This window comes from Pseudomonas sp. H1_F01 (assembly GCF_054681425.1).
In genome coordinates, this window is the sequence record NZ_CP162823.1 from 572,307 (window position 1) to 585,457 (window position 13,151).

Here is a 13,151-nt window from a genome sequence, read left to right on the forward strand (position 1 = left end):
TGGTATCCTCGCGGCCATGAACAAAACTCTCCCTTTAAGCCTGATCGCAGCCCTCGGTGAAAACCGTGTGATCGGCATCGACAACAGCATGCCCTGGCACCTGCCGGGGGATTTCAAATACTTCAAGGCCACCACTCTGGGCAAGCCGATCATCATGGGGCGCAAGACCTGGGATTCCCTCGGTCGACCGCTGCCGGGACGCCTGAACATCGTGGTCAGCCGCCAGTCGGGCCTGGTGTTGGAGGGCGCGCAAGTGTTCTCCACCCTGGAAGCTGCGGTGGCGCGGGCCGAGGCGTGGGCACTGGAGCAGGGCGTCGACGAGTTGATGTTGATCGGCGGTGCCCAACTGTACGCCCAGGCCCTGGAACAGGCGGATCGACTGTACCTGACCCGCGTGGCGCTGAGCCCGGAAGGGGATGCGTGGTTTCCGGCATTTGATGCGAGCCAGTGGACGCTGGTTTCGAACCAGCCGAATCCGGCCGAAGGGGACAAACCGGCCTATAGCTTTGAGGTGTGGGAGAAGCTGTAAGCCCTGTGTGAGCAATGCCTGTGGGAGCAAGGCTTGCCCGCGATCCGGGGGCCTCGATCCATGGAATACCGCGTCGCTTTCATCGCGGGCAAGCCTTGCTCCCACAGGTATCAGGGCAATCAAGCGTGCACCAACTCCCCATGCTCCTCGGCATCGAGCAACGCCTTGTCAGTCTGCTGCATCACCTGGCTGGTAATCGCCCCGGCGGTGATCGAGCCGCTGACGTTCAACGCCGTACGGCCCATGTCGATCAGCGGTTCGACGGAAATCAGCAAGGCGACCAGCGAGACCGGCAAGCCCATGGCCGGCAGCACGATCAGCGCGGCGAATGTCGCGCCGCCACCGACCCCGGCCACCCCGGCCGAACTCAACGTCACGATCGCCACCAGCGTCGCGATCCACACCGGATCCAACGGGTTGATGCCCACAGTCGGCGCGACCATCACCGCCAGCATGGCCGGATAAAGGCCGGCACAACCGTTCTGGCCGATGGTGGCGCCGAACGAGGCGCTGAAGCTGGCAATCGCCCGTGGAATGCCGAGGCGGCTGGTCTGGGCTTCGATGCTCAACGGGATGGTGGCCGCGCTGGAGCGGCTGGTGAAGGCGAAGGTCAGCACCGGCCAGATCTTGCGGAAAAAGCGCAACGGGTTGATCCCGGCAGCGGACACCAGCAGGCCATGGACCACGAACATCAGGCCCAGCCCCAGGTACGACACCACGACAAAACTGCCGAGCTTGATGATGTCCTGCAGGTTGGAACCGGCCACCACCTTGGTCATCAGCGCCAGCACACCGTACGGCGTCAGCTTCATCACCAGGCGCACCAGGCGCGTCACCCAGCTTTGCAGGGTGTCGATGGCGTTGATCACTTTCTGGCCTTTCTCCACGTCGTCCTTGAGCAACTGCAACGCCGCGACCCCGAGGAACGCGGCGAAGATCACCACGCTGATGATCGAGGTCGGCTTGGCCCGTGCCAGGTCGGCAAAGGGGTTCTGTGGGATGAATGAAAGCAGTAATTGCGGGATGTTCAGGTCGGCGACCTTGCCGGCGTAGTCGCTCTGGATCACTTGCAGGCGCGCCAGTTCCTGGGTGCCGGCCACCAGGCCTTCGGCGGTGAGGCCGAACAGGTTGGTCAGGCCAATGCCGATCAGCGCGGCGATGGCGGTGGTGAACAGCAGCGTGCCGATGGTCAGGAAGCTGATCTTGCCCAGGGACGAGGCGTTATGCAGGCGGGCCACGGCGCTGAGGATCGAGGCAAAGACCAGCGGGATCACGATCATTTGCAGCAACTGCACGTAGCCGTTGCCCACCAGGTCGAACCAACCGATCGAGGCCTTGAGCACCGGGTTGCCGGCGCCATAAATCGTGTGCAGAGCGAGACCGAACACCACGCCCAGCACCAGTGCCAGCAGCACTTTTTTCGCCAGGCTCCAGGTGCGGTGACGGGTTTGTGCCAGGCCGAACAGCAAGGCGAGGAACACCAGAAGATTGAGGATCAAAGGCAGATTCATCAAAAGAGACTCCGATAAGACGTGCCAGTCGCCCGAAGCCGCGACTGTGAGCCGGGAAGCCTAACAGCCTGATAACTAATGAATTAATACTAAAAACGCATGTAGATTGTCGTTTATGGAATAAGGCAGCGACGTTTACGGATATGTCGCTGGCGCAATCAAGACGCAAGCGGTCGCGGGTAGGCGAGGACTGTCACAAGCATTTGTTAGCGTCGAGTTCTTTTGAACCCGGGAGAAATGCCGATGAAACTCGCACCTCGTTTTCTCGCTGTCGCCTTGAGCCTTGGTCTCGCCGGCCAGGCACTCGCCACCGATCTCAAACACTGGCCGGCGGAACAAGCCAAGGCCCTGGAGACGATGATCGCGGCCAACGCCAACAAGGGTAACTACGCGGTGTTCGACATGGACAACACCAGTTACCGCTACGACCTTGAGGAGTCGTTGCTGCCGTTCATGGAAAACAAGGGCCTCATCACCCGGGAAACCCTGGACCCGTCCTTGAAGCTGATGCCGTTCAAGGACACCGCCGACCACAAGGAAAGCCTGTTCAGCTACTACTACCGCCTGTGCGAAGTCGATGACATGGTCTGCTACCCATGGGTGGCCCAGGTGTTTTCCGGCTTTACCCTCAAGGAGCTCAAGGGCTATGTCGACGAGTTGATGGCGTCCGGCAAGCCAGTGCCGACCACGTATTACGACGGCGACAAGGTGGTCCAGTACAACGTCAACCCGCCGAAAGTCTTTACCGGCCAGGCCGAGCTGTACAACAAGCTGATGGAAAACGGCATCGAGGTCTATGTCATGACCGCCGCTTCCGAAGAACTGGTGCGCATGGTCGCCTCCGATCCGAAGTACGGCTACAACCTCAAGCCGCAGAACGTGATCGGCGTGACCACCCTGCTCAAGGACCGCAAGACCGGCGAGCTGACCACCGCGCGCAAGCAGATCACTGCCGGCAAATATGACGAGAAGGCCAACCTCGATCTGGAGTACACGCCTTACCTGTGGACCCCGGCGACCTGGATGGCCGGCAAGCACGCAGCGATCCTGACGTACATCGACGAATGGAAAAAACCGGTACTGGTGGGCGGCGACACACCCAGCAGCGATGGTTACATGCTGTTCCACGATGTGGACGTAGCCAAGGGCGGTATCCACCTGTGGGTCAACCGCAAGGACAAATACATGACCCAGATTAACGGCATGATGGCCAAGCACGCTGCCGCCCAGGCCAAGGAAGGACTGCCGGTGACCGCGGACAAGAACTGGGTGATCGTCAAGCCCGAAGACATCCAGTAAGACCCACACCCCCCTGTGGGAGCGAGCTTGAACTCGCGATGAGGGCGTCACATTCAACCTCACTGTTGATTGATACGCCGCCATCGCGAGCAAGCTCGCTCCCACATGTGGTGGTTGGTGTTCTGTGTTTCCCGTAATAAAAATGCCCCGCACTTGGCGGGGCATTTTTATTGTCGCTGTAGACGCTTACAAGCCGTCGAGCATTGCCTTGTTACGCACCGCGCCCTTGTCGGCGCTGGTGGCGAGCAGGGCGTAGGCCTTGAGGGCCGTGGTGACTTTGCGTGGACGCACTTCCACCGGTTTCCAGCCCTTGTTGTCCTGTTCGACGCGGCGCCCGGCCAGTTCTTCGTCGCTGATCAACAGGTTGATCGAGCGGTTCGGAATGTCGATCAGGACCTTGTCACCGTCCCGCACCAGACCGATGGCGCCGCCAGCGGCTGCCTCCGGAGAAGCGTGGCCGATGGACAGGCCCGAGGTGCCGCCGGAGAACCGGCCATCGGTCAGCAAGGCGCAGGCTTTGCCCAGGCCCTTGGACTTCAGGTAGGAGGTTGGGTAGAGCATTTCCTGCATGCCCGGGCCGCCTTTCGGGCCTTCGTAGCGAATGATCACGATGTCGCCGGCCTTCACTTCGTCAGCGAGGATGCCGCGCACGGCGCTGTCCTGGCTTTCGAAAATCTTCGCGTTGCCTTCGAACACATGGATCGACTCGTCGACGCCGGCGGTTTTCACCACGCAGCCATCCAGGGCGATGTTGCCGTACAGCACGGCCAGGCCACCTTCCTTGGAATACGCGTGTTCGACGCTGCGGATGCAGCCGTTTTCACGGTCGTCGTCCAGGGTTTCCCAACGGGTCGACTGGCTGAACGCGGTTTGCGTCGGAATGCCCGCCGGGCCGGCCTTGAAGAAGTGATGCACGGCCTCGTCGGTGGTCTGGGTGATGTCCCACTTGGCGATGCCTTCGGCCATGGTCTTGCTGTGCACGGTCGGCAGGTCGGTGTGCAACAGGCCGCCACGGGCCAGGGAGCCGAGGATGCTGAAGATCCCGCCGGCACGGTGCACGTCTTCCATATGGTACTTCTGGATGTTCGGCGCGACCTTGCACAGTTGCGGCACGTGACGGGACAGGCGGTCGATGTCGCGCAGGTCGAAATCGATCTCGGCTTCCTGGGCAGCGGCCAGCAAGTGCAGGATGGTGTTGGTGGAACCGCCCATGGCGATGTCCAGGGTCATGGCGTTTTCGAACGCCTTGAAGTTGGCGATGTTACGCGGCAACACCGACTCGTCGTTATCAAAGTAGTAGCGCTTGCACAGCTCAACGATGGTCCGGCCGGCCTGCAGGAACAGCTGTTCGCGGTCGCTGTGGGTGGCGAGGGTCGAACCGTTGCCCGGCAGGGCCAGGCCTAGTGCTTCGGTCAGGCAGTTCATCGAGTTGGCGGTGAACATGCCGGAGCACGAACCGCAGGTCGGGCAGGCGCTACGCTCGTACTCGGCAACCTTCTCGTCAGAGGCGCTGGAGTCGGCGGCGATGACCATGGCGTCGACCAGGTCGAGGCCGTGGCTGGCGAGCTTGGTCTTGCCGGCTTCCATCGGGCCGCCGGAGACGAAGATCACCGGGATGTTCAGGCGCAGGGCGGCCATGAGCATGCCCGGGGTGATCTTGTCGCAGTTGGAAATGCACACGATGGCGTCGGCGCAGTGGGCGTTGACCATGTATTCGACGGAGTCGGCGATGATCTCGCGGCTCGGCAGCGAATAGAGCATGCCGTCGTGACCCATGGCGATGCCGTCGTCCACGGCGATGGTGTTGAATTCCTTGGCAACGCCGCCGGCGCGCTCGATTTCCCGGGCAACCAGCTGGCCGAGGTCCTTGAGGTGGACGTGACCCGGTACGAACTGGGTGAAGGAGTTGGCAATGGCGATGATCGGCTTCTTGAAGTCGTCATCCTTCATCCCCGTGGCGCGCCACAAGGCACGAGCGCCGGCCATGTTGCGGCCATGGGTGGATGTTTTCGAGCGGTAATCAGGCATGGAGCACTCCGGGCGGCTAATCAGGTACTTATCAGGTATCAATGGGGAAGTGAGCTTCTGTCGACGTCTGGAACACCCGGGTTTGGCCGTGTGTCCGGAAGTGGCTGATGACTTTGCAGGATCGCTGCGCGCCTCAGCATGAGCTCATAAACCCGCCGGGGATGAATGGCGATGAATGACGCGATTCTACACCGCTGGCGCCAGGATGAAATGACGCAAAGCGCTGATCGGGCGCCAATGTCGTGTGCGGGATGACGACTGGCAGGGTTCAGCCGGCTAACAGCCCCCTATCGCGCTGCCGGACCAGGGCATTGAGTGCCAGCCCCAGCAGGCTGAGCAGGATCAGGCAGAGGGCCAGGGCCAGCTGTAAGTCCAGCGGGGTGAGGCTGATCACGGCACTGGTTAGCCCGCCGACAATAAAGAAAGACGCCGAGCAATGTCAGGGTCAGCAATAGGCCGACGGTGGCAGGTTTGCGGGCGGCCAGGTGGCTTTGCGGATCAGTCATCGAACAGTTCCAAGACGTACCTGAGGGTCGCTTTCAATCCTAATGCGTCATGCCGGCCAGACGCGGGGGAGATTGAGTAGGAAGGCTCTGGTAATTGCGTGGGGAAGCTCCTACAGACTTATTCAAACGCGCAAAAAAATCGCAGCCAAGGCTGCGATCAGGATGCAATTGGAGTCTGCGGGGCACAGCGCTACGGCCCTGGCCCCGCCCGGCCTCAGCTGTTGGGTAACAACCGGCAGGTGATGCTCTTGATGTAGCGGGTTTCGGCAATGGCCGGGTGTACCGGATGGTCTGGCCCCTGGCCGCCGCGTTCGAGCAGTTGAATGTTGCGGTCCAGGTGGCGGGCGCTGGTCAGCAGGATGTTTTGCAGGTCGTCTTCGGGCAGGTGCATCGAGCACGACGCGCTGACCAGGATGCCGTCCTTGCTGAGCAGGCGCATGGCTTGTTCGTTGAGGCGGCGATAGGCGCCTTCACCGTTTTTCAGGTCTTTCTTGCGCTTGATGAAAGCGGGTGGGTCGGCCACGATCACGTCGAAACGTTCTTCGCTGGCCTTGAGCTCTTTCAGGGCTTCGAACACGTCGCCTTCGATGCAGGTCAGCTTCTCGGCGAAGCCGTTCAACGCCGCGTTGCGCTCGACACCGTCGAGGGCAAAGGCCGAGGCATCGACGCAGAACACTTCGCTGGCGCCGAACGCTGCGGCTTGCACACCCCAGCCGCCGATGTAGCTGAACAGGTCCAGTACACGCTTGCCCTTGGCGTACGGGGCCAGGCGTGCGCGGTTCATGCGGTGGTCGTAGAACCAGCCGGTTTTCTGGCCTTCCATGACCGGCGCTTCGAACTTCACACCGTTCTCTTCCAGGGCGACCCATTCCGGCACCAGGCCGAACACGGTCTCGACGTAGCGGGTCAGGCCTTCGGCGTCACGGGCCGCGGAGTCGTTCTTGAACAGGATGCCGCTGGGCTTGAGCACCTGGGTCAGGGCGGCGATCACGTCGTCCTTGTGGGCTTCCATGGTGGCAGAGGCGATCTGCACCACCAGGATGTCGCCGAAACGGTCGACCACCAGGCCTGGCAACAGGTCGGAATCACCGTAGACCAGGCGATAGAACGGTTTGTCGAACAGTCGCTCGCGCAGGGACAACGCCACGTTGAGGCGATGCACCAGCAGGGACTTGTCCAGCGGCAGCTTCACGTCACGGGACAGCAGCCGGGCGCAGATCAGGTTGTTGGGGCTCATCGCAACGATGCCCAGCGGCTTGCCGCCGGCGGCTTCGAGGATGGCCTGGTCGCCGGCCTTGAAGCCGTGCAGCGGGGTGGCGGCTACATCGATTTCGTTACTGTAGACCCACAAGTGGCCGGCGCGCAGGCGACGGTCGGCGTTGGCTTTGAGGCGCAGGCTAGGCAGGGACATGACGTCGCTCCGGAAAAAAGAGCGGGAGTATACCGTGTTGCAACCTTGGCGGGGCTTGTGGTGGACATGTGGTGGGGGAGCGTGCTCCCTCACCACGGTATCGGGCAGGCTTCAGGCGGACAACGCGCTGATCAGCTCGCGGTTGAACGCCGGAATGTCATCGGGCTGACGGCTGCTGATCAACGTGCCGTCCTTGACCACTTCCTTATCGACCCAGTTCGCGCCGGCGTTGACCAGGTCATCCTTGAGGGTCTTGTAGCTGGTCATGGTCTTGCCCTTGACCAACCCGCTCGACACCAGCAGCCAGCCGCCATGGCAAATCACCGCGATGGGCTTGCCCGCCGCCTCGAAGCCCTTGACCAGTTTCTGGGCATCGACGTCGATACGGATGGTGTCGGAGTTCTGCACGCCACCGGGCAGCACCACGGCGTCGTACTGTTCGACATTGGCGGCCTTGAAGGTCAGGTCGATCCGGAAGTCGTCGGCTGGCTGGTCATGGTTCCAACCTTTGACCTGGCCTTCGCGGGCCGAAACGATGTCAACCTTGACGCCGGCCTGTTCCAGCGCCTGTTGGGGGCCGGTCAGTTCGGCCTGTTCAAAACCGTCGGTCACGAGGATGGCGACACGTTTGTTGTTCAGGGAGCCAGGCATGAAAAATCTCCTCAAGCTGAGTGGCGGGGTTGCCGACTCAAGCCTTAATGCAGGCTTGGCTGTCGGCCCTGTAAAGTCCGAAGCCGATGCCTGAAGGAAAGTTCCGCCGATCTACCCGGCGGTGTATCGGATCCATCTTTAAGGGTTAGAATCCCCGCCTGACACCGGAGTGTGTACTCATGTCCAAAGAACTTTCCGCCGAACAGATCCAACAGTCCTTGCAAGGCATCAGCGTGCCGCCCCAACCGCAGATCATGGTGGATCTGCAGATGGAACAGTACATGCCCGACCCGGACCTGGAGACCATCGCCAAGCTGATTTCCCACGACCCGGGCCTTTCCGGGGCCTTGCTCAAGATCGTCAACTCGCCGTACTACGGCCTGCGCAACAAGATCACCTCGATCCAGCGCGCGGTGAACCTGTTGGGCAGCCGTTCGATCATCAACCTGATCAATGCGCAGTCGATCAAGGGCGAACTGCACGACGACGCCATCGTTACCCTGAACCGCTTCTGGGATACCGCCCAGGATGTGGCGATGACTTGCCTGACCCTGGCCAAGCGCGTCGGCCTGGAGAACGGTGACGAAGCCTATGCGCTGGGGCTGTTCCACGATTGCGGCGTGCCGTTGATGCTCAAGCAGTTCCCCAACTACATGGGCGTGCTGGAAGAGGCCTACGCCAATGCCAGCGCCGAGTGCCGGGTGGTGGACACCGAGAATCGTGAGTTCAACACCAACCATGCCGTGGTCGGTTACTACACCTCCAAATCCTGGCGCCTGCCGGATCACGTCAGCCAGGCCATCGCCAACCACCACAATGCCCTGGCGATCTTCAGCGACGAGTCTTCACGCAACAACAGCCAGTTGAAGAACCTGCTGGCGATCCTGAAGATGTCCGAGAACATCTGTGCGTCCCACCGGGTGCTCGGCAATCAGGCCGAAGATCACGAGTGGGATAGTGTCGGGAGCCTTGTGCTCGATTACATCGGGTTGTCGGAATACGACTTCCAGACCCAGAAACAGGAAATTCGCGACCTCGCCACTCGTTGAGTGCGGGGCTTCGCCTGACTCGAGAACCTCATGCCAGAACTGCCGGAAGTCGAAACCACCCGTCGCGGAATCGCGCCCCATCTTGAAGGCCAGCGGGTCAGCCGCGTGGTGGTCCGCGACCGCCGCCTGCGCTGGCCGATCCCGGAAGATCTCGACGTGCGGCTTTCGGGCCAGCGCATCGTGCAGGTGGAGCGGCGGGCCAAGTACCTGTTGATCAATGCCGAGGTCGGCACGTTGATCAGCCACCTGGGCATGTCCGGCAATCTGCGCTTGGTGGAGGTCGGCATGCCGGCCGCCAAGCACGAGCACGTGGACATCGAGCTGGAGTCCGGCCTGGCCTTGCGCTACACCGACCCTCGGCGTTTTGGCGCGATGCTCTGGAGCCTTGACCCGTTCAATCACGAGCTGTTGATTCGCCTGGGTCCCGAGCCGTTGACCGACCTGTTCGATGGCGAACGGTTGTTCCAGCTTTCGCGAGGGCGTTCCATGGCGGTCAAGCCGTTCATCATGGACAACGCGGTGGTGGTGGGGGTGGGCAATATCTACGCGACCGAGGCCCTGTTCGCCGCCGGGATCGACCCACGCCGGGCCGCCGGAGGCATTTCCCGGGCGCGTTACCTGAAGCTGGCGATCGAGATCAAGCGCATCCTCGCCCATGCCATCGAGCGCGGTGGCACCACGCTGCGGGACTTTATCGGCGGGGACGGCCAACCTGGCTATTTCCAGCAGGAACTGTTCGTCTACGGACGGGGCGGGGAGCTGTGCAAAGTCTGTGGCACGGGGCTGCGGGAAATCCGCCTGGGCCAGCGTGCGAGCGTCTGGTGTCCACGCTGTCAGAGCTGATTTGTCCTACGGTCTATAGTCAAGTGGCCTGTGTGGCTAGTTCGTTAGCTCAAATTCGGATGCCAGAAGTCCATAGCCAAGGCGCTGTGACGAGTCATAGCCCGCTATGGCGAGGAACAGCAACGCAGGATATGGACTTCTGGCGCCGAAGTTGACTAACAGAACTAGCCACACAGGCCACTTTCGTACTGATTTAGCCGAAGGATCGCCCGATGAAGCTGTTTCGACCTGTTGTTCTCGCGCTGCTGCTGAGTGTCGGTTTGCCTGCCTTGGCAAGCGACGGCAGCGGCGACCCGCGCTACACCATCCAGAACCCGCCGGCCTTCGCCATGATCGGCGACCTGCTGATCGCCCGTCCGTTGCTGCTGGCCGCCACAGTGATTGGCGCCGGAGCATTCGTGGTGTCGTTGCCCTTTACCGCGCTGGGCGGCGGGGTCGGCGATGCGGGCAAGGCGCTGGTGGTGGACCCGGCGAAGGCCACGTTTGTGCGGTGCCTGGGGTGTATTGGAGAGGGGTTTGAGCGGCAGGAGTAGTCGTCAGGTATGTGCATTTATGGTGTAGCTGCTGGCCCTATCGCGAGCAGGCTCGCCCCCACAGGGATCTACTGAGTTCACATGGTCTGTGTCCTAAGCAAATCCCTTGTGGGAGCGAGCCTGCTCGCGATAAGGCCGGTACAGACGCTAAAGAACTACCTGGCTCAAGCCTTGCCAGTAATCTTGCGATACTTCGCCATCAACTGTTCTTCAGTTTCCGGATGAGCCTCGTCCAGAGGGATGCAATCCACCGGGCAGACCTGCTGGCACTGGGGTTCGTCGTAATGGCCGACGCACTGGGTGCACAAGTTCGGGTCGATGACGTAGATCTCTTCGCCTTGGGAAATGGCCTCGTTCGGGCATTCAGGTTCGCAGACGTCGCAATTGATGCAGTCGTCGGTGATGATCAGGGACATGCAGGCTCCTGCCGGGGCGTTGGGCCCGGGCATATGAAAAACGTATGGGCGCAATTGTGCCGCATTGGCGAGCGCAGTGCACGCGGGCGCGATGGACTGCGCTGTGCCGGGCTGCGAAGCGGGTCGCAGCCCGCGGGTTATTTCTTGAAGCGCAGGGTCAGCGCATCGGCCACGGCCGGGTGGACGAACTTGGTGATATCTCCGCCCAACGCCGCGATTTCCCGGACCAGGGTCGAGGAAATGAAGGAATAGCGCTCCGACGGCGTCAGGAACAGGCTCTCGACGTCCGGTGCCAGTTGGCGGTTCATGTTGGCCAGTTGGAACTCGTACTCGAAGTCCGAGACCGCACGCAGGCCGCGCAGGAACACATTGGCGTTCTTTTCCTTGGCAAAGTGCGCCAAAAGCGTCGAGAAGCCGACCACTTCCACGTTGGGCAGGTGCTTGGTGACCTCGCGGGCCAGTTCCACACGTTGCTCCAGCGGGAACAGCGGGTTTTTCTTCGGGCTGGCGGCGACGGCAATGATCACATGGTCGAACAGGCGCGCGGCGCGTTCGACCAGATCGCCATGGCCCTTGGTAATAGGGTCGAAGGTACCTGGGTACAACACTCGGTTCATCGCGTCGTCCTGGCGGGAGTCCGTTGGGGAGTCGGATGGTATCGCAGCCTTCTCGGTCGGCCAAGTCGGCTGTTGCGTAAGAAAGCACTATAGACGGTGCGAATAATCCGGATATTCATGGATTTTTCAGGCGTTCGGCCAGGGCCGTCGCCAATTGCGCGGTCAGCCCGTACACCGATAATTGCGGGTTGGCGCCGATACTGGTGGGGAACAGCGAGCCGTCATGGATCGACAGATTGCCCAGTTGGTGATGGCGGCCAAGGCTGTCGGTGACGGCGGTTTTCGGATCTTCACCCATGGCGCAACCGCCCATCACGTGGGCGCTGCCCAGGCGTGTGCGGTACAAGGCCAGGTCGAGTCCGTCGATCAGTGTGCGGGCTTCGGCCAGGGTCTTTACGTAGCGGGCATCGTTGTGCAAAGGCATGACCGCCTTGGCGCCGCCGGCAAACTGGATCTCGGCCATGCTGTGGAAGGCCCGGCGCAAGCCATCCCAGGCATACGGCGTAACGGGATAATCGAGCACGGGCGTGCCGTCGTTGCGCAATTGGACGCTGCCGCCGGGGCTGTCCGGATGAAAACCGTCGCGCAACAGCGCCAGCATGGCGTGGGTATGGGGCAGCCGGGACATGTGCAAGGCATTCTCGGGGCCGAACCCGCCCAATAGCGTGGTGGCCAGGGCCGGGTGCAAGGGCGGGACTTCAAGCTTGTAGGACATTTTGCCGGTGGTGCCGTCCTGCCATTGGAAATGATCCGAATAAATCGATTGCGGCGCGCCGTAGAACGGGTTGATGACCTCGTCGAATTGCCCGGCGGACATGTTCACCAAGTGCAGGAAGGTGCGCTTGCCCACGCGTTCGTGCGGGTCTGGCGCATCGGAGCGCAGCAGCAACGCGGGTGTATTGATGCCGCCGCCCGCCAGCACGTAATGCCGCGCCTTGACGGTTATGCGCTGGCCGGTCGGTGCCACGCAACGTTCGTCCATGGCTTGGCACTCGAGGCCTATGACGGCATCGTTTTGGATTGTCAGACGCTCGGCCCGCGCCAGGTAAAGCAGCGCGCCGCCCTTGTCCAGGGTGGCCGGGATGGTGGTGACCAGCATCGACTGCTTGGCGTTGGTCGGGCAGCCCATGCCGCAATAGCCCAGGTTCCAGCAGCCGCGTACGTTGCGCGGGATGACGTGCCAGGCGTAGCCCAATTGTTCACAACCTTTGCGGATCACGTCGTTGTTGGCATTGGGCGGAATCAGCCACGGCGCCACGCCCAGGCGTTTTTCCATCTGCGCAAACCAGGGCAGCATTTCAGCGCGGCCGTGGCCTTTTACGTTGTGCTCGGCGGCCCAGTGGTCGAGGGTCTGGTCGGGCGTGCGGAAGCTGGAGGTCCAATTGATCAGCGTCGTGCCACCGACGGCCCGGCCCTGGAGAATGGTGATGGCGCCGTCCTTGCTCATGCGCCCGAGGCCTTCCTGATACAGGCTGCTGTAGGCCTGGTCTTCGAGCAGCGTGAAGTCATGACTGGTCTTGAGCGGACCTTCCTCGATCAGCAACACGCGGTAGCCTGCGGCGCTGAGAATTTCTGCAGTGGTGCCGCCGCCAGCACCGCTGCCGACGATGGCCACGTCCGCTTCCAGGGTCAGGTCCTGGGTCAGCTGCGCGCCGTTGTAGGTGGTCCAGCCACGGGCCAGGCCTTCGCGGAAGGGATCGGGTACGGGCATGTTCAGGGCTCTCTTATTGTTATGAGTTTGCGGTACCCCTGTGGGAG

At 61.8% G+C, this 13,151-nt stretch carries 12 protein-coding genes; 5 read left to right on the forward strand and 7 right to left on the reverse strand.

Going from position 1 to position 13,151, the window contains the following annotated elements; all coding sequences use genetic code 11:
* Positions 1-16 precede the first annotated feature (16 nt).
* On the forward strand, positions 17-529 hold the full coding sequence (locus tag AB4O09_RS02630) for a dihydrofolate reductase (protein WP_003206554.1): 513 nt from the start codon (positions 17-19) through the stop codon (positions 527-529).
* Positions 530-648: 119 nt separating this feature from the next.
* Here AB4O09_RS02630 and AB4O09_RS02635 read toward each other — a convergent pair whose 3' ends face one another.
* Positions 649-2,040 (reverse strand): L-cystine transporter, encoded by a 1,392-nt coding sequence (locus tag AB4O09_RS02635; protein ID WP_003206553.1) that lies wholly within the window; start codon positions 2,038-2,040, stop codon positions 649-651.
* 243 nt (positions 2,041-2,283) lie between these two features.
* Here AB4O09_RS02635 and AB4O09_RS02640 point away from each other — a divergent pair, with 243 nt between their 5' ends.
* Positions 2,284-3,339 (forward strand): HAD family hydrolase, encoded by a 1,056-nt coding sequence (locus AB4O09_RS02640; protein ID WP_003206551.1) that lies wholly within the window; start codon positions 2,284-2,286, stop codon positions 3,337-3,339.
* Positions 3,340-3,525: 186 nt separating this feature from the next.
* Here the strand turns inward: AB4O09_RS02640 and ilvD are convergent, their stop codons facing one another.
* From ilvD to AB4O09_RS02655, 3 genes are all read right to left on the reverse strand, one after another.
* Entirely contained in the window at positions 3,526-5,367 is a 1,842-nt protein-coding gene (ilvD, locus tag AB4O09_RS02645) for a dihydroxy-acid dehydratase (protein WP_003206549.1), read from the reverse strand.
* A gap of 720 nt (positions 5,368-6,087) precedes the next feature.
* Complete coding sequence (locus AB4O09_RS02650) at positions 6,088-7,284, reverse strand: class I SAM-dependent rRNA methyltransferase (protein WP_013694474.1); 1,197 nt, start codon at positions 7,282-7,284, stop codon at positions 6,088-6,090.
* A gap of 111 nt (positions 7,285-7,395) precedes the next feature.
* Positions 7,396-7,935, reverse strand: coding sequence for a type 1 glutamine amidotransferase domain-containing protein (locus AB4O09_RS02655; protein WP_003206541.1), 540 nt, complete (start codon positions 7,933-7,935; stop codon positions 7,396-7,398).
* A 233-nt stretch (positions 7,936-8,168) separates the two neighbouring features.
* Between AB4O09_RS02655 and AB4O09_RS02660 the strand changes: the two genes are divergently transcribed.
* From AB4O09_RS02660 to AB4O09_RS02670, 3 genes are all read left to right on the forward strand, one after another.
* Positions 8,169-8,984 (forward strand): HDOD domain-containing protein, encoded by an 816-nt coding sequence (locus AB4O09_RS02660; RefSeq protein WP_172681424.1) that lies wholly within the window; start codon positions 8,169-8,171, stop codon positions 8,982-8,984.
* 30 nt (positions 8,985-9,014) lie between these two features.
* A complete protein-coding gene (mutM, locus tag AB4O09_RS02665) occupies positions 9,015-9,827 on the forward strand; it encodes a bifunctional DNA-formamidopyrimidine glycosylase/DNA-(apurinic or apyrimidinic site) lyase (protein ID WP_003206537.1) in 813 nt (270 codons plus the stop codon).
* Positions 9,828-10,039: 212 nt separating this feature from the next.
* Positions 10,040-10,360: a hypothetical protein gene (locus tag AB4O09_RS02670; RefSeq protein ID WP_027912910.1), complete on the forward strand. Its 321-nt coding sequence runs from the start codon at positions 10,040-10,042 to the stop codon at positions 10,358-10,360.
* Positions 10,361-10,524: 164 nt separating this feature from the next.
* On the opposite strand, the gene AB4O09_RS02675 is transcribed toward AB4O09_RS02670, so the two are convergent.
* From AB4O09_RS02675 to AB4O09_RS02685, 3 genes are all read right to left on the reverse strand, one after another.
* A complete protein-coding gene (locus AB4O09_RS02675) occupies positions 10,525-10,776 on the reverse strand; it encodes a YfhL family 4Fe-4S dicluster ferredoxin (RefSeq protein ID WP_003206534.1) in 252 nt (83 codons plus the stop codon).
* Between the two features lie 137 nt (positions 10,777-10,913).
* Positions 10,914-11,393: a pantetheine-phosphate adenylyltransferase gene (coaD, locus tag AB4O09_RS02680; RefSeq protein ID WP_003177462.1), complete on the reverse strand. Its 480-nt coding sequence runs from the start codon at positions 11,391-11,393 to the stop codon at positions 10,914-10,916.
* Between the two features lie 115 nt (positions 11,394-11,508).
* Positions 11,509-13,104, reverse strand: a complete 1,596-nt coding sequence (locus tag AB4O09_RS02685; protein WP_460107917.1) for a GMC family oxidoreductase — start codon at positions 13,102-13,104, stop codon at positions 11,509-11,511.
* Positions 13,105-13,151 lie beyond the last annotated feature (47 nt).

What these genes read in the sequence shown, in the direction of transcription:
- AB4O09_RS02670 (WP_027912910.1), top strand. Translation starts at nt 10,040, where the DNA reads ATGAAGCTGTTTCGACCTGTTGTTCTCGCGCTGCTGCTGAGTGTCGGT.
- ilvD (WP_003206549.1), bottom strand. Translation starts at nt 5,367, where the DNA reads ATGCCTGATTACCGCTCGAAAACATCCACCCATGGCCGCAACATGGCC.
- AB4O09_RS02635 (WP_003206553.1), bottom strand. Translation starts at nt 2,040, where the DNA reads ATGAATCTGCCTTTGATCCTCAATCTTCTGGTGTTCCTCGCCTTGCTG.
- mutM (WP_003206537.1), top strand. Translation starts at nt 9,015, where the DNA reads ATGCCAGAACTGCCGGAAGTCGAAACCACCCGTCGCGGAATCGCGCCC.
- coaD (WP_003177462.1), bottom strand. Translation starts at nt 11,393, where the DNA reads ATGAACCGAGTGTTGTACCCAGGTACCTTCGACCCTATTACCAAGGGC.
- AB4O09_RS02640 (WP_003206551.1), top strand. Translation starts at nt 2,284, where the DNA reads ATGAAACTCGCACCTCGTTTTCTCGCTGTCGCCTTGAGCCTTGGTCTC.
- AB4O09_RS02685 (WP_460107917.1), bottom strand. Translation starts at nt 13,104, where the DNA reads ATGCCCGTACCCGATCCCTTCCGCGAAGGCCTGGCCCGTGGCTGGACC.
- AB4O09_RS02675 (WP_003206534.1), bottom strand. Translation starts at nt 10,776, where the DNA reads ATGTCCCTGATCATCACCGACGACTGCATCAATTGCGACGTCTGCGAA.
- AB4O09_RS02630 (WP_003206554.1), top strand. Translation starts at nt 17, where the DNA reads ATGAACAAAACTCTCCCTTTAAGCCTGATCGCAGCCCTCGGTGAAAAC.
- AB4O09_RS02655 (WP_003206541.1), bottom strand. Translation starts at nt 7,935, where the DNA reads ATGCCTGGCTCCCTGAACAACAAACGTGTCGCCATCCTCGTGACCGAC.
- AB4O09_RS02650 (WP_013694474.1), bottom strand. Translation starts at nt 7,284, where the DNA reads ATGTCCCTGCCTAGCCTGCGCCTCAAAGCCAACGCCGACCGTCGCCTG.